This is a genomic window from Kribbella ginsengisoli, from assembly GCF_039537185.1.
GTDB lineage: Bacteria > Actinomycetota > Actinomycetes > Propionibacteriales > Kribbellaceae > Kribbella > Kribbella koreensis.
The window spans coordinates 491605-509906 of record NZ_BAABAA010000003.1 but is presented as its reverse complement, the minus strand read 5'-3'; the positions used below and the strand labels follow the sequence as shown (position 1 = coordinate 509906).

Genomic DNA, 18302 nt, shown 5'->3' with positions numbered 1-18302 from the left:
ATGAGCGGAAAGTAAACAGCCGCCTACGAGCTGTTGACAATAGATTTGAACGGTTGTTATCTATTGTCAACGAAGGCGCCTTCCTTCATTCCCCGACCGCCCCCACAACCGGGAATCCGAAGGAGTGTCCGCATGCCGCGAACACGCAAACTCAGCCTGGCCGCAGTAGCCGCCGGAGCCTTGGCTCTGACGGCCTCGACAACCCTGTCCGTACCCGTGGCCTACGGGCACGGGTACACCAACTCGCCGATCAGTCGCGCCAAGCTGTGCGCGAACACGACGGTCAAGAACTGCGGCGCGATCCAGTGGGAGCCGCAGAGCACCGAGGGTCCGAAGGGCTTCCCCGGCGCGGGTCCCGCCGACGGGAAACTCTGCTCGGCAGGCCTGCAGCAGTTCGACGAACTGAACGACCAGCGCGGTGGCGCCTGGCCGGCCACCCAGCTCACCTCGGGCGCGAACTACGCGTTCAAGTGGCACCTGACCGCGCAGCACGCGACGACGGACTTCAAGTACTACGTCACCAAGCAGGGCTGGAACCAGGGTGCCGCGCTGAGCCGTTCGGCGCTCGACCTGACCCCGTTCCTGACGGTGCCGATGGGTGGTGCCCGGCCCGCCGCCGACATCACCCACAACGGCCGGCTGCCGAGCCGGTCCGGGCGGCACATGATTCTCGCCGTCTGGACCATCGCGGACACCGGCAACGCGTTCTATCAGTGCTCGGACGTCCAATTCGCCAGCTCCATTTCGAAGACCGGGACCGATTTCGGGTTCTGACCACATTCGGCGCCCCCCGGCGTGGAGCCGAGCCGACTGCCCTCGGTTCGGTTCCACGCAGCCGTCTGGCCGGTGAGTGTTCACGTTTGGTTAATAACTTTCCTGGGAATGGCACTCCTTGAAACCTTCCGCCCCGAGTTTCAAGGAGAGTCCCCATGAAATCCTTTCTCCGTCGCGTGACCGTGCCCTTGGTCGCCCTGATGGTCGGGCTGCTGCCCGGCCTGCTGGTGATCGAGAACGCCTCGGCACTCACCAAGCTGACCCACGCCCAGGCCGCGGCGATCTTCAGCGCCGCCGGCATCACCTGGTCGTCCAGTGGCAACTGCTCCGACTGGAACAACTCCACCTGTACGTCGTTCACCAACATCAACGACAGCACCGTGTACGGCGTCCGGACGCTGCACACGGCCAGCGGCTGCGCGGTGAACATCACCGGGGGTACCGAGACCGGCCACGCCAGCGGGACCTACAGCCACCGCAACGGCTACAAGGTCGACATCTCGAAGTACACGTGTGTCGGCAACTACATCAAGAACACCTTCACCCGGATCGCCAACCGCGGTGACGGCTACCCGCAGTGGAAGGCCGCCTCCGGCAACATCTACTGCGACGAGGGCAGCCACTGGGACATCACGTACTACACCTGTGGCTGCTGATTAGTTTCGTGCCCGCCCCGGTCGAGGCCCCAGGGCGGGTACGGCTGTCAGTGGGACTAGTCTTCTCACCGTGATCACTCTGCTCTCCGGCCACACCGTGCTGGTGTTCGTCGGTATTCCGGTGCTGGTCGTGGCGGTGCTGGCCTTGCTCGTCTTCGCCTCCTCGATCGCACAGGGTCCGCGCTATCGCCCGGGCCTGTCCTGGTGGGCTCCGCCGGTCTGGATCGGCGGCCCGCCGGCCACCCGGCCGGACCCGGCCAACCTGCCCGAGCTCCCCGCCGGCACCACTACCGCGACCGCCGGCACCGGCGTCGCCCGGACGACCGGAGGCGCAAGTGCCAGCTGGTGACGCATTCACCCCGGACCAGCTCTACGACATCGAGCGCGCCGTCCGGCACGCCGAGGACGCGTCGGGCCTGCACTTCTCCGTGTACGTCGGGGGAGCGGACTCCGAGACGCGCCCGTTCGCCCTGGAGCTGCTGAACGAGCTGGACGACCCGGACAACAGCGTCCTGGTGTACGTCGATCCGGCCGGGCGCCGGCTCGAGGTCGTCACCGGCGCGAACGCGCGGCGGCAGCTCTCGGATCACGCGGCCGGTCTGGCAGCGCTGACCATGCAGACGTCCTTCGCCACCGGCGACCTGACCGGCGGCCTCGTCACCGGCGTACAGCAGCTGGGCACGCACGCGCACCAGCCGCCGCTGCTGCACGCGAACGAGCCCCACAAGCAGTAGACAGAGCCCGCGAGCCCGGCTGATCGATCAGCCGGGCTGCTGGTTCGCCTAGCCGGGCTTGGCGGCCGGTTCGTACGTCGGGCAGGCGATGTTCGAGTGGATCGCCTGCGTTTTCGGCGCTTGGCACAGGTTGAGTGCTGCCTGGGCGTTGGACAGCGCGGAGAGGTACACGACCCACTGGCCGGTCTCCGGCTCGAGGCTGCTGTTCGCGATGCCCGGGTACTGCCCGTTGAGGAACATCGCCCGGCCCGGGATGCCGGCGGCGATCAGCTTGCCGGCCAGTTCCTTGGCGATCTGCTCGGCGTCCATACCGGCGTCCGTCGGGTAGGAGTCGAGCACTGCGATCCACTGGCCGCGCCGGAAGACCGGGGTGGCCGGGCCGGTGTTCGGCGTCGCGGACGCCCTCGTGGTGGTCGTCTTGGCCACGGTCGGCTTGGGTGCCGTCGGCTTGGCCGCCGGAGGCTTGCGGTCGGCCTTCACCGTGCTGACCGCGGCAGGCGCCGCGTCGCTCTTCGTCTTCGGTGGCGCGGAGGTGGCCGGTCCCGGCAGCGGCGGATTACTTCCGCTCTGCGGCGCGGAGCCGCCATTCGTCAGGATAAAAGCAGAAGTCGCGACCACTGCGGCAATCGCAATGATCGCGGCTCCGACCGCGGCAGTGGATCGCTTCGATTTCTTCCGGCCGGAATGGCCCGCGCCGCGGCCCGCGGAGCGCTTGCCGGCGGCCAGCCGCTCGGCGCGATCGGCTTCGCTCTCCAGCTGGGAGCCGGCTACATCCTTCGTCGGTACCGCACGTCCGGCGCGGGCGGCCACCCGGCTGTCGCCGCCGTGGTTGAGCGCACGCGCATTGGCCCGGCCGGTCGGGCGTTTCGCCCGGGTCGGTCCTTTCCGGTCATCCACGTGTGTCACGACAAAGGTCCTCCCCAGAATCCCTTGAGTGAATATTGTGGGTCAGCTTAGACCGGGAAACCGGAAAAGTGAGGCCCCTTCACGTGGTGAGAATCTCCTTCTGGACAAGGAGATCGCGGCCCGCGACCGAGCCGCGACGATGCGCCGACAAGCAATTGTTTGAATATCACCGAAAGCGCACGGGCAGGCACTGTCCGGAATTCAGGTCCCGGACGGGATGCCGCCCTGTTTCGGGGCGGGCCGGGTGTCCAGGCAGTCGTCGAGCCAGGTCTCGACGTCCACCTCGGCGTTCAGGATGTGGTTCACGTACGCGGCCCGCTCGTGGCTGAGGACCTCCTGCTCCCAGACGCAGGGCGCGACGCCGATCGGCGCCGGGCGGAGATCGTCGACGTCCAGGCCGCGGAAGATGCTCAGCCGGGACTGGAACTCCCTCGCCCAGCTCTGCACGACCAGGTACGTGGCGTCATCACTCAGATGGAGGATCACCACGCCGAGTCCGACGGCGCCCATCGCGTCGTCGAACTCCAGCTGCTTGGCGGCGGCCACTCGCGCCACCGCGACCATCTGGTCGTCCCAGGAGCGGCCGCGGGCGGTGATCACGTACGGCTTGACCAGCCGTCCGGTGAACCGCCAGGGCATCAGCGGGGTGACCGGACGCGGCCGGTAGGCCTCGGCCAGGCCGGTGAGGGCCACGGCCGAGGCGCCGGCTAACGAGGGGTCGCCTTGCGCACCCTGGTCAGGCATCAGCCGACCGCGTCGCGACGCTGGGCCTCCAGCGCACGCTCCAGGTCGGCACGGGCCTCTCCGACGTAGCGGAGGGTCGGTGCGTCGACAGACTCGGCCTCGGTGTCCAGCCAACCGCTCAGGGCGTCCAGCGTGGCCTGCTCGGCCAGACCGCGCGGCGACAGGTAGACCAGCACGTTCTCGCCCATGGAGGAGCCGAGCCGGGTGTAGACGTCCTTGGCCGCGCTCAGGTACTTGCCGACGTACGGCCGGAGCAACTCCTCCTGGCCCGGCTGCTGGAAGCCCAGGATGGTCCGGAACTGCGTCTCGTTCGGGGTGTCCTCCGACTCGACCGCGATCTGCCATGCGTCGGCCTTGGCCTCGGCGGTCGGCCGGGCGGCACGTGCCTGGGCCGCCCGCTCCTGGCCAGTGATCGTGGTGTCGTGGGTCAGCTCTTCGTCGATGGCGTCCGCGTCGACCCGGCCGAGCCTGGCCAGCGCGACGATCAGAGTCCAGCGCAGGTCCGTGTCGATGACCAGGCCGTCCGGCAGGTCCGTACCGGCGACCCAGGCGGCCAAGCGGTCCGCACCGGCGTCGGAGAACACGCCGCCGATGTAGGCACGGGCGAATGCGAGCTGGTGGTCGCTCCCCGGCTCTGCCCCGGCCAGCAGGTCAGCCAGGGTTTCCTCGTACTGCGCCCGCAGCTGCGCGCGGTGCTCCGGTGCCGCGTAGCTGTTGATCGCCGAGGTGGCCTGCGAGAGCAGCGACCGTACGCCGGTGAGGTCCGTCTCGGCGCGAACGCCCTTGAGCACGATCCCGACGTACTGACTGGCGGGCATCTCCGCGTCGCGGGTCATGTCCCAGGCGGCACCCCAAGCGAGGGCCCGGGCCAGCGACTGGTCGAGGTTGTCGATCGACTCGACCAGGGTCTGCCGGGACCGCTCGTCCAGCCGGATCTTGGCGTAGGTCAGGTCGTCGTCGTTGAGCAGCACCAGGTCCGGCTGCGTCGCGCCGACCAGCTCGGCCAGCTCGGTCCGCGGGCCGTCGATGTCGACCTCGAACCGCTCGGTCCGGACCAGGCCGGCGTCGGTCAGCCGGTACAGGCCGACCGCGAGCCGGTGCGGCCGCAGGGTCGGGTGGCCGGCGGCCGCGGTCTGCTCGATCGCGAAGGTCTGGAACTTGCCGTCGGCGTCCACGGTGAAGTCGGCGCGCAGGGTGTTCACCCCGGCGGTCCGCAGCCAGCGCTCGGTCCAGTCGTCCAGGTCGCGGCCGGACGCCTTCTCCAGCGGCTTGAGCAGGTCGGCCAGCTCGGTGTTGCCGAACGCGTGGTCGGCGAAGTACTCCTTCAGCGCGATGATGAAGGTCTCCTCACCGACGAACGCGACCAGCTGGCGCAGCGTGGAGGCGCCCTTGGCGTAGGTGATGCCGTCGAAGTTCACCTCGACCGCGTGCAGGTCGATCATGTCCGCGGCGATCGGGTGCGTCGAGGGCAGCTGGTCCTGCCGGTAGGCCCAGTTCTTCCGGGCGTTGCAGAAGGTCGTCCAGGCGCCGGCGTACTTCGTCGTCGCGGTCGCCTGGGCCCAGTGGCTGGCCCACTCGGCGAACGACTCGTTCAGCCACAGGTCGTCCCACCAGGTCATCGTGACCAGGTCGCCGAACCACATGTGCGCGAGCTCGTGCAGCACCGTGTTCGCGCGGCTCTCCAGCTCGGCGTGCGTGGTGCGGCTGCGGTAGATGTACTCGTCGCGGATCGTCACGCAGCCGGCGTTCTCCATCGCGCCCATGTTGTACTCCGGCACGAACGCCTGGTCGTACTTGTGGAACGGGTACGGAACGCCGAAGGCGCGCTCGAACAGCTCGAAGCCCTGCTTGGTCACCTCGAACAGGTCCTCGACGTCGAGCGAGTCGGCCAGCGACGGGCGGCACAGCAGCGACATCGGGTACGTGCCGTTCGGGCCCTCGTAGGCGTCGGTGACGACGTGGTACGGACCGGCCACGACGGCGGTGATGTAGGTCGAGATCGGCTCGGTCGGCGCGAAGCTCCAGGTCGCCAGGTCCTCGCCGTTCTCGCCCTTGTACGGCGTCGGCTCGGGGGTCGGCGCGTTCGAGATGACGACCCAGCGGGCCGGCGCGGAGACGGTGAAGGTGAACGGCGCCTTCAGGTCCGGCTGCTCGAAGGTGGTGAACACCCGGCGGGCGTCCGGCACCTCGAACTGGGTGTAGAGGTAGGTCTCCTTGTCGGCCGGGTCGACCGAGCGGTGCAGCCCTTCACCGGTACGCGAGTAGATGCAGTCCGCGACCACGACGAGCTCGTTGCGCTCGGCCAGACCGTCGAGCTGCAGCCGGGCGCCGTCGTACACGCTGTCCGGGTCGAGCGCGCGTCCGTTCAGCGTCACCTCCCGCACCGTCGCGGCGATCAGATCGGCGAAGGTGCTCGCGCCGGCTTCGGCGGTGAAGGTGAGGGTGGTCGTCGACGCGAACGTCGCGGCGCCACTGGCGGCGGTGGTCAGGTCGAGCTCGATCGCGTAGCTCACGTCACTGACCAGGCCGGCGCGGGTGCGCGCTTCATTGCGCGTCAGGTTGGTTCCAGGCATGTCGGCATCCTATGCACCTGGATGCGTGCGGCGCCGAGGGATTCCCCGCGACTTGCGCAAGCTGTGGGAAACCGTTGTCAGAGCTTGATCCGGCGTTGCCCGAGGGTGACCGGCCGGTATCGCGGGGTGACCGGTCTGGTCCGCTGTTCTCGCGTTCGTCGTCCGGTGGGCGAGACGCCACGCGCGCCGGAGTACGAAGTGGTTTCAGTTTGTACGATCGATCGCATGACCCCCACCGCTGATTTCTGGTTCGACCCGGCCTGCCCCTGGGCCTGGATGACGTCTCGCTGGATGCTCGAGGTCGAGCAGGTCCGGGACGTGAAGACCGCCTGGCATGTGATGAGCCTCGCGATCCTGAACGAGGAGCGCGACGAACACGACGCGAACTGGCTGCGCAAGCTCGGTCTGGTCCGGGTGCTGATCGCCGCCGAGCAGGCGCACGGCAACGAGGCGCTGCTGCCGCTCTACACCGCACTCGGCAATCGAATCCACGTCCAGGGCCGCGGCATCAACGGCGAAGGCGTGCTCGAGGAGTCGCTGGCCGAAGCCGGGTTGCCCGCCTCGCTGGCGGAGGCCGCTGACAACGACCGGTACGACGACGCGGTCCGCAAGTCCCACCTGGCCGGGATCGAACTGGTCGGGATGGAGGTCGGCACGCCGGTCATCTCCGTCGAGGGCAGCGCGTTCTTCGGTCCGGTGGTCACGCCGGCACCCAAGGGCGAGGCGGCCGGCAAGCTCTGGGACGGGGTCCGGCTGGTCGCCGCGACCGACGGATTCTTCGAGCTGAAGCGGACCCGGGACCGGAGTCCCAGCTTCGATTGATTCCTTCGAACTTGCTGAGAAGGGGTTGAACGTTCCAACAGTCTCGGCGAAGGTTACTCACCAAGTTAATCGTTCAATGGTGAGTAGGTTGCTTGTGAAGCTTCTGCGTAGTGACGAGTCGGTCGTCGTGCCGGTGGGTGTGACGGCCGGTGTCGCGGTCTTCGACCGGCAGGCCGGGCAGTTCACCGACCTGGTCAACCCGGATCTGCGGTTCCGCTCGGCGTCGGTGGTGAAGCTGCTGCTGGTGCTCGACTTCCTGTGGGACCGCGGTCCGGCGTACGAGATCCCGGCGGCCGACCAGGCCAGGCTCGAGGTGATGCTGCGCAGCAGTGACGACGACGCGGCCAGCTACTACTGGGACCATCTCGGTGGCTCGGCGATCATCGGCCGGATGGTGCCGCGGCTCGGCCTGACCCACACGGCCGGGCCGCCGCCCACCCACCCGGGCTTCTGGGGGTACGCGGCCTTCACTGCCGCCGACACCGTCCGGATCTACCGCTACCTCCTCGACCAGGCTCCTGCGCCGGTGCGGGACTTCGTGATGGGCAACCTGCACCAGGCCACCCGCTACGGCACCGACGGCTTCGACCAGTACTTCGGGATCGCGTCGGTCTTCGACTCGTCCTTCGCCATCAAGCAGGGCTGGTCGGGCTTCCCCAACTCCAGTGGCTTCGGGCGGGACAAGAGCAAGCCCAAGGAGTCGGTCGTGGACCTTGCCAACGAGGCACTGCACACCACCGGGACGGTGGGGCCGGACGACCGGACCGTCGTCGCGGTCTACACGCTGCACCCCGACGGCACGGGGTACGGGAAGGCCTACTCCGACGTGACCCGGCTGATCCGGGCGCTGAACGTACCGGGCGCGGTGAAGACGCCAGGGAGCTGGGTGACGAGCACTGGGAGTGGAGTACGGGTTCGGTCGGCGCCGAACACCTCTGCCGGGGTGCTCGGGACGCTGCCGTCCGGGGTCGAGGTACTGGTCAGTTGTCAGAAGAAGGGCCAGCTGATCGACACTCCGCCCCGTAGTAGCGAGTGGTGGGCGTACTTGCCGAAGTACGACGGGTACGTGACCAACGTGTACGTCGGTAGCGGGGGGCCGAAGCTGCCCGGCGTACCGGACTGTCAGTAGGACCTGTAAGACTTCTGGTCATGCGAGTGCACATCGGCTCTGATCACGCCGGCTTCGACCTGAAGAACCATCTGGTCCAGCACCTCAAGGGTGCCGGGCACGACGTCGTCGACCACGGCCCGGCCGTGTTCGACGCGGTGGACGACTATCCGCCGTTCTGCCTGCGCGCTGCGGAGGGGACCGTCGGTGACGAGGGCAGCCTCGGCATCGTGATCGGCGGCTCGGGCAACGGCGAGCAGATCGCCGCGAACAAGGTGAAGGGCGTCCGGGCCGCGCTGGCCTGGAGCGTCGAGACCGCCGAGCTCGGCCGGCTGCACAACAACGCGAACGTCGTCAGCGTCGGTGCGCGGATGCACACCGAGGAGGAGGCGACCTCGTTCGTGGAGAAGTTCCTCGCCACGGCGTACTCCGGCGAGGAGCGGCACACCCGGCGGATCGAGATGCTGTCCGACTACGAGGAGACCGGCGAGCTTCCGCCGTTGCCCTCCTCTTCCTGATCTTCCTTTTGCTTGCGGGCCGGCCGGTCCGGAGTACGAGGCCTGGAGACGTCCCGGGCCCGCATGGAACGGCCGGTCCCGACCACTGCCGGGGTCGGCGCGCCGCCGCGGCCTTTACCTGATGTCAGACCCATAAGAGGAATCATGCCCGAAGGTCACACCCTGCACCGGCTCGCGAACGACGTCTGGGCCGGCTTCGGCGGCCGGGTGGTCCGCGCGTCGAGTCCTCAGGGCCGGTTCGTCGAGGGCGCCGCGCTGCTCGACGGACACGTGCTCCGCGGGACCGAGGCGCACGGCAAGCACTTCCTGGCCGACTTCGAGGGTGCCGGCTGGCTGCACATCCACCTCGGGCTGATCGGCAAGATGGACTTCGGCACGATCGAGGCCGGGGACGCCGCGCCGCAGCCCGTGGGGCAGGTCCGGCTCAGGTTGCAGAACGCAACGGCGTACGCCGATCTGCGCGGCGCGACCGTCTGCGAAGTACTGACCGACGGCGAGCGTGAGGCGCTGATCAAGCGGCTCGGCCCCGACCCGCTGCGCGACGACGCCGACCCGGAGCTGGCCTGGAAACGGATCCACCGCAGCAAGCTGCCGATCGGCCAGCTGCTGATGGACCAGGAAGTGTTGAGCGGCGTCGGCAACGTGTATCGCGCCGAGGTGCTGTTCCGCGCGAAGCTGCACCCGAAGACGCCCGGCCACCTGGTCAAGAAGAAGGAATGGCAGGGGATGTGGACCGACCTGGTCGAGCTGATGAAGTACGGCGTGGAGACCGGCCGGATCGATACCGTTGCCGATGACCACACTCCGGAGGCGATGGGCCGCGACGCGCGCCAGGACGATCACGGCGGCGAGGTCTACGTGTATCGGCGCCAGGGCCAGCACTGTCATGTCTGCGACTCGGTGATCCGGACCGAGATCCTGGCCGGGCGCAACCTTTTCTGGTGCCCGAAGTGCCAGCGGACCGGCTTGACCAGGCGTGGCTGAGTGCTCAACCGGTATCGATTGTGAAAAGGCTGCAATCAACTTGTGACAATGTGATGCGCGGACCGGATGGTGCCGTTATCTTCATTTCACCATGAGTAGCGGCGGTGGCGGCAACGCTGTTCTGCGACGGGTCGGCAACCGGGCCGAGTCGTTGCTTCGGCGCGCGCAGAAGTCACACCAGCTGGCCTTCGTCGGTCTGCTGGCGCTGACGGTCACGGTCAGTTCCGCCGCACTGGCGATGCCGTCCTTCATACCCACTTCCATCCTGGTCATACCTCTGTTGCTCGGCGGATTGCTGCTGCGCTTCCGGCCGCTGGTGCTGCTGACGGTGATCGCCGTCGCCGCCGGCGCCTACGTGGTGTCCGAACGGGTGGCCGGGTTGCCGAAGACCGGGTTCGTGGTGGTGCTCGGGCTGATCGCGTGGATCATCCTGGCCGGGGCGAAGGTGCGCAGCCGGCTCGGCGTACAGGGCACCCGCGGCGAGACGATGCTGATGGAGCTGCGCGACACGTTGACGGCGCAGGGCGAACTGCCGGAGTTGCCGGCCGGGTGGCGGGCCGAGCAGGCGATCCGGTCGGCGGGCGGGGCGTCCTTCTCCGGCGACTTCGTGGTGTCGACGACGCGGTCGGACAAGGTACTGGAGATCGCGCTTGTCGATGTGTCAGGCAAGGGAATCGATGCCGGTACGCGGGCGCTGCTGTTGTCCGGGGCCTTCGGCGGGTTGCTGGGGGTGGTACCGGTGGAGGAGTTCCTGCCGGCGGCCAACCACTACCTGCGGCGGCAGGACTGGAACGACGACTTCGCGACCGTGGTGCACGTGGCGGTCGATCTGGGGACGGGCGAGTTCGAGGTGCGGACCGCCGGGCATCCGCCGGCGATCCAGTTCGACGCGTGGTCGGGGCGGTGGCAGACGCGGGACGCCGACGGGCCGCTGCTCGGGCTGGTCGAGACGCCGGACTTCGTGGTCAACCGCGGCCAGCTGAAGATGGGCGACGCGCTGTTCCTCTACAGCGACGGCATGGTCGAGACGCCCCGGCGCGACATCGAGCGGGGGACCGACCGGCTGGCTGGTCACGCCGAGCGGCTGATCGCTACCGGGTTCAAGGGCGCGGCGCTCGAACTGGTCGACGAGATCGGCGGACCGGGCGACGACTCGGCGATCGTGGTCATCCACCGCAAGACGAACCCGTCCGAATCACCGGACTGCGCGACCGCGCGCCCGGGGTTCACCACGAAGATGCAGCGCCGCAAGGCAGCAATGCTTCGCTACGCCCGCTGAAATGCTTCGCTACGCCCCCTGACCGCGCGCATACTGCTGAGGAAGACACCTTCACTTCCCAGTGTCTGCGAACGGGGCAGTGCCGTGATCGCTAACTCGGCCAGGATGTTGCCGCTACTGCTGATCGCCTTCGCCACGCTCGCGTTCGGGCCGCAACCCGCTGCCGCTGAGGAACTGCCGGGGACTGTTCCGGTGGCGTCGAGTGAGCGGCCGCCGACCGTCCCGGTCGCGACAGTGTCGACCCCGGTGGCGTCTGAGTCGCCTCCGGAGACGCCACCCAGTACGCCACCGGCCACGCCGCCCACCACGTCTCCGTCGACTCCACCGGTCACACCGCCTTCGACTCCACCCACCAGCCAGCCGCCGAGCAGTCCGCCGGCGACGCCACCCGGTACGCCGGCCACCTGTCAGCCTTCGAGGGCGTTCGCGGTGGGGTGCTCGGCAGGGCGTCCGACCTTTCCCGTCCGGCCAGTGCCGCCCGTGCCGTCGACCGACTCCCCGTCGTCCACCCCGTCGGTGACGACGTCTGAGCCGGCTGCACCGGTTTGGCGGGGTGGGCCGAGCGAGGGGCCTCGGCGCCAGTCGACTACGGGTGCGCCGCCTACGGTCCCGCCCAGCGGGGTGACTCTGCCACCGCCGACGGCGGGCGGAGTACAGGTTGAGGGGGTTGCGCTAGCCCGGAATGCGGCGCCGGTGTTGCCGTTCGACGTACTGGGCGGCATCTTCCTGTCGTCCGGCGGCCTACTGCTGGCAGCGGCCGTCCTGCTGCTCCGCCGCCGGGGCAAGCACTCCTACTGACGCACTCCTGCCGGGCTGACCGCGGCATGGCGTACCGTGCTCGGTCGTGACGATAGATGGGGTGGACAGCGGCGCGGACCGAAGCGCGCCGGACGTCTCGTTCGACGAACTACTGGCGATGACTCCGCCGTCGATGCGCGAAGTCTTCCCCCAGACTCACTGGCAACTGGGCAAACTCTGGGCCCTAGACCTGCGCGTAGAGCCGGTCGAGGTGGCCGACCTCCTCTGGATGTTCGACCTCCCCCTCTGGCAACTCAACGGCGAACGCTTCAAAGTCACCCCCAATCAAGTAGCCGCTACCCCCATGAACTACCGCCCCCACTACGAACGCGTAATGGACGCAGACCTCGACTTCCCCATCCATCTGGTCGCCTACCGAGGCCGCCTGGTCGTCCTGGACGGCGTCCACCGCCTCCTGAAGGCCCACTTCCTCCGCCGCCGCTGGATAGAAGCCAAAATCGCCACCGCAGCCCAACTCCAGGAATGCACCCCCAGCTAGACCTCCACCACGATCCGGCCTTCGGCCAGCAGCGGGACCTGGGCCACAACTGCTCCATTCGGGTCTATTGCTGAGGTCGGCCCGTAGCTGACCCGCTCTGCGTCGAGCGGACCGGTGACATCGGCGGAGATGATCCAAACCACACCTTCTCGTGCGCGCTGCTGCCGGACCGGGTGATGAAGTTGCTTGTACTTCGCCGCTGCCGCGGGTCGCATCATGTTGCTGCACGGAGCGAGCACCACCGACGCACCTTGCTCGGACAGCGCGGCGACCCCGTCGGCGAACTGGAGGTCGTAGCAGATGTTGACGCCGAGCAACGTGCCATCGAGCTCGAAGACCGGGGTGCCGTCCCCCGGGGTGAAGCACTGCTCGCCGGCCAGCAGATGCCGCTTGCGATAGCTGCCGATCAGCCGCCCGCCGCGGACCAGGACCGCCGTGTTGTAGATCCGGTGGTCTTCCCGCTCGATCAACCCGAAGACCAGTGCGGGGCGAACCGGCGCCAGGCGGTCCAGTACCCGGCTGAAACTGTCCGATCGCAGATCGATGGCGTGCTGGGCGGCAAGCTCGCAATCCGTCAGATAGCCCTGCAGGTAGCACTCCGGAAAGAGCGCGAGGTCGACGTCGGGGGTTGCTGACTCCAGGTGCTGGAGGGCTGCTTCGAGGTCGAGCCGGTGCTCCGCGGACTGGTGGGCGGCGATGCGCATTACGTGGTGGCGGCCGCGATGACTCTGGTGAGGGATTTGTGGAGGGCTTCCAGTTCTTCGAGGGTCATGCCCAGGCGATCGATGATTGCCGGTGGGATTGCCAGGGCTTGGCCGCGGAGAGCCTGGCCGGAGTCGGTGAGGGTTACTGCCAGGGCGCGTTCGTCGCGGGGGTCTCTGGCTCGGGTGATGAAGCCGCTGGACTCGAGGCGTTTGAGCAAGGGGGAGAGGGTGCCGGGGTCCAGGGCTAGCAGGTTGCTCAGTTGCTTGACGGAGAGCGGGGACTCCTCCCACAGGGCGAGCATGACCAGGTACTGCGGGTGGGTCAGGCCCATGGGGTCGAGCAGCGGGCGGTAGAGGGCGATCACGCTGCGGGAGGCGACGGCTAGCGCGAAGCAGACCTGGCGGTCCAGGGCCAGTAGGTCGACCTCTTCGGATGTCCCGGGCATATCTCTCCTTCGATCTGTGTTGACTAGAGTATCAGTTGGTGTACAAACTATTGCCACACCAAGCAATTGGAGAGATCGATGAGCAAGAAGACCGACGGCCTGAGCCTCCCGTACAAGATCCGCTGGCGCCTGACCTGGCTCCTGCTCCACATCGCCGGCCCCGCGACCCTCCCGGACCACCTGGACCCGCGCCGCCGGATGGAACGCGAACGCGCCGCCCGGGTCGCCCGCTTCCAAGCGGCCCACCACGCCTGAACAGGCGCTGACCTGCCCGATAGGGCAGGGTGGGTGACATGTCATCCAACGAAGAAGAATATGCCCCCAGTACGACCGGCTGGGTTCGCGCCGCGGTCGAGAAGATGGTGGCGGCCGGCGACACCAGCGTCGGCGGGTTCAACGGTATGCACGTGGTGCTGATGACCATGCGCGGCGCCAAGTCCGGCAAGCTCCGCAAGGTGCCGGTGATGCGCGTGGAGCACGACGGCGTGTACGCCGCGGTCGCCTCGCTCGGCGGCGCTCCGAAGAACCCGGTCTGGTACTACAACCTCCAGGCCGATCCCAAGATCCAGTTGCAGGACGGCGAGCGCACCGGCGAGTACGTGGCCCGTGAGATCGACGGCGAGGAGTACAAGCTGTGGTGGAAGCGCTCGGTCGAGGCCTTCCCGAACTATGCCGAGTACCAGACCAAGACCGACCGGATCATCCCGGTCTTCCTGCTGGAGCCGGTCCCCGGTAGCTGATCGAACCAGGCGGCGATCGTAAGGTCGCCGCCAGTTCCGGCGCCCGAACGGTATGCGGTCTCCGGTTCGGCACCCGCCTCATGAGACCCTGACTCTCTGAAGTCCGGGGCATTGCGCCCGGCCGAGTTCTGGGAGTTCTCCTGACCACACACGACGCGGTGCGGGAACCGTTCGTCGGGTCGACGCGGTTGCGTCTGGCCGGACTTGCACTGCATGCCTATACCGCGAGCGGAACGGTGCTCGCGTTGCTGATCGTGATCGCGGCGATCGACGGGGACGCGGTCCGCGCGCTCTGGCTCGGCCTGGCCGCGCTCTGGATCGACGGCACCGACGGGATGATCGCGCGGCGGCTCCGGGTGAAGGAGACGATCCCGTGGTTCGACGGCGCGATGCTGGACAACATCGTCGACTACCTGACGTACGCGTTCGCGCCGATCGTGTTGCTGTGGACCGGCGGCTACCTGCCGCACGGCTTCATCGGCGCCGCGCTGGCCGCGCTGCCGCTGCTTGCCTCCAGCTACCAGTTCTGCCGGACCGACGCGAAGACCGACGACCACTTCTTCCTGGGCTTCCCGAGCTACTGGAACGTGGTCGCCTTCTACGTCGTCGTGCTCGACCTCGGCCAGACCGCGACCGGCATCATCCTGCTGACCTGCTCGATCCTGGTCTTCATCCCGATCAAGTACGTCTACCCCTCGCGGACCAAGGCGTTCCGGACCACCAACCTGGTCACCACGCTGATCTGGCTCGGCTCGTACGCCGTCCTGCTCACCCAGATGCCGAACCCGAGCGCGATCGTGGTCGCGATCTCGCTGGCCTATCTCGTGTACTACGGGGTGCTCAGCCTGTACCTGACCTTCTGGGCTCCCAGACGCAAGGCAGCCTGACTTGATCCTCGGTCTGAGCGCGGCCCTGGGAGCCGCAGTCGTCTTCGGCATCGCGTCGATCCTCCAGGCGGTCGGTTCCCGCAAGGTGCCGACCGGCTCGGAGCTCGACCCGCGGCGCTTCGGCGGCTTCGTCATCGCCCTGCTCAAGCAACCCGCGTGGCTCGGCGCCCTCGTGCTCCAGCTGGCCGGCTTCGGCCTGCACTTCGTCGCACTACGACTACTACCTCTGTACCTCGCCCAGGCAGGTATCGCAGTCAGTCTCGTAGTCACCGCCTTGCTGGCGACTCGCTTGATGGCCGACCGGCTGTCGGCGATCGAGTGGTCGGCCGTCGTCGCGGTCTGCGGCGGACTCGGACTGCTCGCGGTCTCATCCGGCGACGCGGGCGAGGCGGCCGTCCATCACGGCCTGACGATCGGCGTCATCGGCGGCCTGATCGCCATCGCGGTGCTCGGTGGCGTAGCGAGCCGCTCGCAACACGCGAGCGCGACGGCAGTACTCGGCGTACTCGCAGGCTTCGGGTACGCCGGCGTGGCGATCTCGGCGCGCATGCTCGACGACAGCTCGATCGGCGCCCTCTTCTCCAGCCCGACGACCTACACGCTGCCCGTCTCGGCCGCGCTCGCGTTCATCCTCTACTCGCTAGCCCTGCAACGCGGTTCGGTCACCCTCGCAACCACCCCGATGATCGCCCTCCAGACGATCACCCCGGCCGCGGTCGGCGTCTTCCTCCTGGACGACAAGATCCGCGACGGCTGGTACGCCGGAGCCATCGCCGGCTTCGCCATCACCGCTGTCGGCGCCCTGATCCTGGTCCGCTTCGAAAGCGTCAAGGACGAGGCGGCTACCGACTCGGCCACTTCCACGCCGGCTCATCCAGAGGGCGCTGACCCTCGATAGTCGTCTGGCCGAATTCCTTCACCAACTCGATGGTGCGGAGGTCGAGGCCGGTCTCGTCGGCGCCGGCCTGGAGCGCGGACTGGAAGGGGCGGGAGTGGGTCACGACGATCACCTGGGTGTTGCGTGCGGCGGTGACGACGAGGTTCGCCAGCGCCGGCAGTAGATCCGGATGGAGACTCGTCTCGGGCTCGTTGAGAACCAGCAGCGCGGGCGGTCTCGGCGTCAGCAACGCGGCGACCCACAGCAGGTATCTGAGCGTGCCGTCGGAGAGTTCGGCGCCGGACAGCGGTCGCAACAGACCGTGCTGGTGGAAGGCGATCTCGAACCGCCCGGCGTTGTTGCGGATCTCGACCTTGCTGCCCGGGAAAGCCTGCTCGATCGCCAGATCGAGTCCGCCCCGCGGCCCGATCTCGCGGATCGTCTGCAGGGCCGCCGCCACGTCGGCGCCTTCCGGACCGAGGATCGTCGTCCGGGTGCCGATCTGTACCTGCCGGGCCGGCGCGTCCGCGTCGGTCCGGAGATGGTCGTAGAACCGCCACGACCGCATCCGCTCCCGCAGGGTCAGCAGCTCCGGTGCCCGCTCGGGATCGGCGAGCTCGCTCAGGATGCTGTCGAACGGCTGCAGCGCGTGCCCACCGTCGTGCCACTGCCCGTCGCCACCCCGGATCCGGACGCCGCCGCCCCCGCGCTCGACCAGCAACGCGGCAGGTCTGAGGAAGGGTCCTGCCCAGAGCGCCTCGCGCTTGATCTCCGGATCCAGGCTGAACGCCGACGGCTCGTTGAACTCGCCCTTCAGCGGCGGCGGCAACCCGAAGTCCATCGCATACCCGTAGTCCTCCGAGGCGAAGCCCATCCGCAGACTGACCGCCTTGCTCCGCACGGTCCCCTGCAGCGGGTGCTCGCCCCGCCGGACAGCCTTCGAAATACCCTCCGGCCCCGCCCACAACGTCGAAGGCAGCCCGCCCTCGCGTGCCAGCGCTGCCACGGCTCCGTTGCGCGAGGCATCGGCCAGCAAGCGCAGAGCCCTGTACAGACTCGACTTCCCGGTCCCGTTCGCCCCGCTCACCACGTTCAACCGCCCCAGCGGCACCACCAGCCGCAGCAACGACCGGTAGTTCTCGATTGCCAACGTGGTCAACATGCCAACCAACGTAGCCGCCGCCGGGGACATTTCCCGAGCGACAGGACATAGTCCGGTTTCAGCCCCGCTGGAGTGCATCGCCAGGCGTGGCATCGCGTTGGACAGCCGACTATGTCCTGTCGCTCGGGACGGCAGACTGTCGCCATGACCACACCGATCCGCCTCGGCATCGTCGGCCTCGGAGCGATGGGCCGCCATCTGCTCGCCGAAGCCCTCGACCACCCGGACTTCACCGTCACCCACGCCGTCGACCTCGCCCCGGCCACCGTCGCCGCGCTCCAGGACGAGCACCCCGCCGTTCAGTTCAGTACCTCGATCGCCGACGTGATCAGTGCCGCCGACGTCGACGCCGTCTATGTCGCCACGCCGCCGGCCACGCACGCGGCGCTGGTCGTACCGGCGTTGGAGGCTGGGCAGGCGGTGTTCTGCGAGAAGCCGCTGGCCGTATCAGCCGACGATGCGGCAGCCATGCTCAAGGCGGCTGAGGGTAAAGCAGCCGGCGTGAACTTCTCGTTGTCCGACCGGCAGTCCACCCGCTACGTCGAGCAGGCGATCGCCGACGGCCGGGTCGGTGACGTGCTCGGCGTCGAGATCCGGCTCTCGTTCCCGGTCTGGCCGCGGGGGTTCCAGGCGGAGGCGACCTGGGTGGGGGAGCGTGCGCAGGGCGGGTTCGTCCGTGAGGTGTTCTCGCACTTCGCGTACCTCACCGATCGGCTCGTCGGTCCGCTGCGGGCGGTCCACACGGAGTTGGAGCACCGGACACCGGCGAGTGAGACGGCGGCGTACGGGCTGATGAAGGCGGGGGAGATCCCGGTCCAGTTGAGCGGGCTCGTCGGTGCCGCCGGTCCGGAGAGTTACGAGTGGGAACTGCGCGGGACCAGGCAGTCCTACCGGCTGACCGGCTGGCGTGACCTGTTTGTTGCCGAGGACAACGAATGGCGTCCGGTCGAGCTGACCGGTGAGCTCGGCTCGGAGGGGACCCGGCTGACGCTGTTCGCGCAGGCCGTGCGCGGCGAGCATCCTCGGGATCTGGCGGACTTCGCGGCGGGCGAGCGGGTGCGCAGCGTCGTCGAAGCCTTTCACCACTGAGC

Annotated in this window: 23 protein-coding genes; 16 read left to right on the top strand and 7 right to left on the bottom strand. The window is 68.3% G+C overall.

From position 1 onward, the window contains the following. The first annotated feature begins 132 nt into the window (after positions 1–132). The 4 genes from ABD768_RS16070 (at position 133) to ABD768_RS16055 (ending at position 2164) form a co-directional block, all read left to right on the top strand. A complete protein-coding gene (locus tag ABD768_RS16070) occupies positions 133–774 on the top strand; it encodes a lytic polysaccharide monooxygenase auxiliary activity family 9 protein (RefSeq protein WP_343971304.1) in 642 nt (213 codons plus the stop codon). Positions 775–929: 155 nt separating this feature from the next. Next, entirely contained in the window at positions 930–1430 is a 501-nt protein-coding gene (locus ABD768_RS16065; RefSeq protein WP_343971307.1) for a hypothetical protein, read from the top strand. A 70-nt stretch (positions 1431–1500) separates the two neighbouring features. Beyond that, the gene (gene ctaJ / locus ABD768_RS16060) at positions 1501–1779 is read left to right on the top strand and encodes an aa3-type cytochrome oxidase subunit CtaJ (protein ID WP_344841326.1); all 279 of its coding nucleotides are present in this window, start codon (positions 1501–1503) and stop codon (positions 1777–1779) included. Next, a complete protein-coding gene (locus ABD768_RS16055) occupies positions 1766–2164 on the top strand; it encodes a DUF5130 family protein (protein WP_343971313.1) in 399 nt (132 codons plus the stop codon). Before ctaJ ends, ABD768_RS16055 begins: the two co-directional genes overlap by 14 nt. A gap of 48 nt (positions 2165–2212) precedes the next feature. Here the strand turns inward: ABD768_RS16055 and ABD768_RS16050 are convergent, their stop codons facing one another. The 3 genes from ABD768_RS16050 to pepN all read right to left on the bottom strand — a co-directional run bounded on the left by ABD768_RS16050 (position 2213) and on the right by pepN (position 6387). Further along, positions 2213–3070, bottom strand: a complete 858-nt coding sequence (locus tag ABD768_RS16050) for a hypothetical protein (protein ID WP_344841324.1) — start codon at positions 3068–3070, stop codon at positions 2213–2215. A gap of 201 nt (positions 3071–3271) precedes the next feature. After that, the gene (locus ABD768_RS16045; RefSeq protein ID WP_343971319.1) at positions 3272–3814 is read right to left on the bottom strand and encodes a hypothetical protein; all 543 of its coding nucleotides are present in this window, start codon (positions 3812–3814) and stop codon (positions 3272–3274) included. Then, entirely contained in the window at positions 3814–6387 is a 2574-nt protein-coding gene (gene pepN, locus ABD768_RS16040; protein WP_344841322.1) for an aminopeptidase N, read from the bottom strand. Before pepN ends, ABD768_RS16045 begins: the two co-directional genes overlap by 1 nt. A gap of 225 nt (positions 6388–6612) precedes the next feature. Between pepN and ABD768_RS16035 the strand changes: the two genes are divergently transcribed. The 5 genes from ABD768_RS16035 to ABD768_RS16015 all read left to right on the top strand — a co-directional run bounded on the left by ABD768_RS16035 (position 6613) and on the right by ABD768_RS16015 (position 11098). Then, the gene (locus tag ABD768_RS16035; protein ID WP_343971324.1) at positions 6613–7209 is read left to right on the top strand and encodes a mycothiol-dependent nitroreductase Rv2466c family protein; all 597 of its coding nucleotides are present in this window, start codon (positions 6613–6615) and stop codon (positions 7207–7209) included. 94 nt (positions 7210–7303) lie between these two features. Further along, entirely contained in the window at positions 7304–8338 is a 1035-nt protein-coding gene (locus ABD768_RS16030; protein WP_344841320.1) for an SH3 domain-containing protein, read from the top strand. Positions 8339–8358: 20 nt separating this feature from the next. Then, positions 8359–8835, top strand: a complete 477-nt coding sequence (locus tag ABD768_RS16025; protein WP_343971330.1) for a ribose-5-phosphate isomerase — start codon at positions 8359–8361, stop codon at positions 8833–8835. Positions 8836–8979: 144 nt separating this feature from the next. After that, the gene (locus ABD768_RS16020) at positions 8980–9819 is read left to right on the top strand and encodes an Fpg/Nei family DNA glycosylase (protein ID WP_344841317.1); all 840 of its coding nucleotides are present in this window, start codon (positions 8980–8982) and stop codon (positions 9817–9819) included. 91 nt (positions 9820–9910) lie between these two features. Next, complete coding sequence (locus ABD768_RS16015) at positions 9911–11098, top strand: PP2C family protein-serine/threonine phosphatase (protein WP_343971336.1); 1188 nt, start codon at positions 9911–9913, stop codon at positions 11096–11098. On the opposite strand, the gene ABD768_RS16010 is transcribed toward ABD768_RS16015, so the two are convergent. Beyond that, positions 11086–11502, bottom strand: a complete 417-nt coding sequence (locus tag ABD768_RS16010) for a hypothetical protein (RefSeq protein ID WP_343971338.1) — start codon at positions 11500–11502, stop codon at positions 11086–11088. The genes ABD768_RS16015 and ABD768_RS16010 overlap by 13 nt on opposite strands. Positions 11503–11719: 217 nt before the next feature. On the opposite strand from ABD768_RS16010, the gene ABD768_RS16005 reads away from it, so the two are divergent. Both ABD768_RS16005 and ABD768_RS16000 read left to right on the top strand, forming a co-directional pair. Next, positions 11720–11896, top strand: a complete 177-nt coding sequence (locus tag ABD768_RS16005) for a hypothetical protein (RefSeq protein WP_343971341.1) — start codon at positions 11720–11722, stop codon at positions 11894–11896. Positions 11897–11942: 46 nt separating this feature from the next. Further along, entirely contained in the window at positions 11943–12395 is a 453-nt protein-coding gene (locus ABD768_RS16000) for a hypothetical protein (RefSeq protein ID WP_343971344.1), read from the top strand. Here ABD768_RS16000 and ABD768_RS15995 read toward each other — a convergent pair. Beyond that, a complete protein-coding gene (locus tag ABD768_RS15995; protein ID WP_344841315.1) occupies positions 12392–13099 on the bottom strand; it encodes a carbon-nitrogen hydrolase family protein in 708 nt (235 codons plus the stop codon). The genes ABD768_RS16000 and ABD768_RS15995 overlap by 4 nt on opposite strands. Beyond that, positions 13099–13545 (bottom strand): MarR family winged helix-turn-helix transcriptional regulator, encoded by a 447-nt coding sequence (locus ABD768_RS15990; RefSeq protein ID WP_344841314.1) that lies wholly within the window; start codon positions 13543–13545, stop codon positions 13099–13101. Before ABD768_RS15990 ends, ABD768_RS15995 begins: the two co-directional genes overlap by 1 nt. A gap of 78 nt (positions 13546–13623) precedes the next feature. On the opposite strand from ABD768_RS15990, the gene ABD768_RS15985 reads away from it, so the two are divergent. The 4 genes from ABD768_RS15985 (at position 13624) to ABD768_RS15970 (ending at position 16070) form a co-directional block, all read left to right on the top strand. Further along, positions 13624–13800 (top strand): hypothetical protein, encoded by a 177-nt coding sequence (locus ABD768_RS15985; RefSeq protein ID WP_203591232.1) that lies wholly within the window; start codon positions 13624–13626, stop codon positions 13798–13800. Between the two features lie 38 nt (positions 13801–13838). Beyond that, entirely contained in the window at positions 13839–14285 is a 447-nt protein-coding gene (locus ABD768_RS15980; protein ID WP_343971357.1) for a nitroreductase family deazaflavin-dependent oxidoreductase, read from the top strand. Between the two features lie 158 nt (positions 14286–14443). Further along, the gene (locus ABD768_RS15975; protein ID WP_328321152.1) at positions 14444–15172 is read left to right on the top strand and encodes a CDP-alcohol phosphatidyltransferase family protein; all 729 of its coding nucleotides are present in this window, start codon (positions 14444–14446) and stop codon (positions 15170–15172) included. 1 nt (position 15173) lies between these two features. Further along, on the top strand, positions 15174–16070 hold the full coding sequence (locus ABD768_RS15970) for a DMT family protein (protein WP_344841311.1): 897 nt from the start codon (positions 15174–15176) through the stop codon (positions 16068–16070). Here ABD768_RS15970 and ABD768_RS15965 read toward each other — a convergent pair. Further along, entirely contained in the window at positions 16015–17211 is a 1197-nt protein-coding gene (locus tag ABD768_RS15965; RefSeq protein WP_344841309.1) for an AAA family ATPase, read from the bottom strand. The genes ABD768_RS15970 and ABD768_RS15965 overlap by 56 nt on opposite strands. A gap of 144 nt (positions 17212–17355) precedes the next feature. On the opposite strand from ABD768_RS15965, the gene ABD768_RS15960 reads away from it, so the two are divergent. Continuing rightward, the gene (locus tag ABD768_RS15960; protein WP_344841307.1) at positions 17356–18300 is read left to right on the top strand and encodes a Gfo/Idh/MocA family protein; all 945 of its coding nucleotides are present in this window, start codon (positions 17356–17358) and stop codon (positions 18298–18300) included. Positions 18301–18302: the final 2 nt, after the last annotated feature.

What these genes read in the sequence shown, in the direction of transcription:
- ABD768_RS16070 (WP_343971304.1), top strand. Translation starts at nt 133, where the DNA reads ATGCCGCGAACACGCAAACTCAGCCTGGCCGCAGTAGCCGCCGGAGCC.
- ABD768_RS16065 (WP_343971307.1), top strand. Translation starts at nt 930, where the DNA reads ATGAAATCCTTTCTCCGTCGCGTGACCGTGCCCTTGGTCGCCCTGATG.
- ABD768_RS16045 (WP_343971319.1), bottom strand. Translation starts at nt 3,814, where the DNA reads ATGCCTGACCAGGGTGCGCAAGGCGACCCCTCGTTAGCCGGCGCCTCG.
- pepN (WP_344841322.1), bottom strand. Translation starts at nt 6,387, where the DNA reads ATGCCTGGAACCAACCTGACGCGCAATGAAGCGCGCACCCGCGCCGGC.
- ABD768_RS16035 (WP_343971324.1), top strand. Translation starts at nt 6,613, where the DNA reads ATGACCCCCACCGCTGATTTCTGGTTCGACCCGGCCTGCCCCTGGGCC.
- ABD768_RS16025 (WP_343971330.1), top strand. Translation starts at nt 8,359, where the DNA reads ATGCGAGTGCACATCGGCTCTGATCACGCCGGCTTCGACCTGAAGAAC.
- ABD768_RS16020 (WP_344841317.1), top strand. Translation starts at nt 8,980, where the DNA reads ATGCCCGAAGGTCACACCCTGCACCGGCTCGCGAACGACGTCTGGGCC.
- ABD768_RS16015 (WP_343971336.1), top strand. Translation starts at nt 9,911, where the DNA reads ATGAGTAGCGGCGGTGGCGGCAACGCTGTTCTGCGACGGGTCGGCAAC.
- ABD768_RS15995 (WP_344841315.1), bottom strand. Translation starts at nt 13,099, where the DNA reads ATGCGCATCGCCGCCCACCAGTCCGCGGAGCACCGGCTCGACCTCGAA.
- ABD768_RS15990 (WP_344841314.1), bottom strand. Translation starts at nt 13,545, where the DNA reads ATGCCCGGGACATCCGAAGAGGTCGACCTACTGGCCCTGGACCGCCAG.
- ABD768_RS15985 (WP_203591232.1), top strand. Translation starts at nt 13,624, where the DNA reads ATGAGCAAGAAGACCGACGGCCTGAGCCTCCCGTACAAGATCCGCTGG.
- ABD768_RS15980 (WP_343971357.1), top strand. Translation starts at nt 13,839, where the DNA reads ATGTCATCCAACGAAGAAGAATATGCCCCCAGTACGACCGGCTGGGTT.
- ABD768_RS15965 (WP_344841309.1), bottom strand. Translation starts at nt 17,211, where the DNA reads ATGTTGACCACGTTGGCAATCGAGAACTACCGGTCGTTGCTGCGGCTG.
- ABD768_RS15960 (WP_344841307.1), top strand. Translation starts at nt 17,356, where the DNA reads ATGACCACACCGATCCGCCTCGGCATCGTCGGCCTCGGAGCGATGGGC.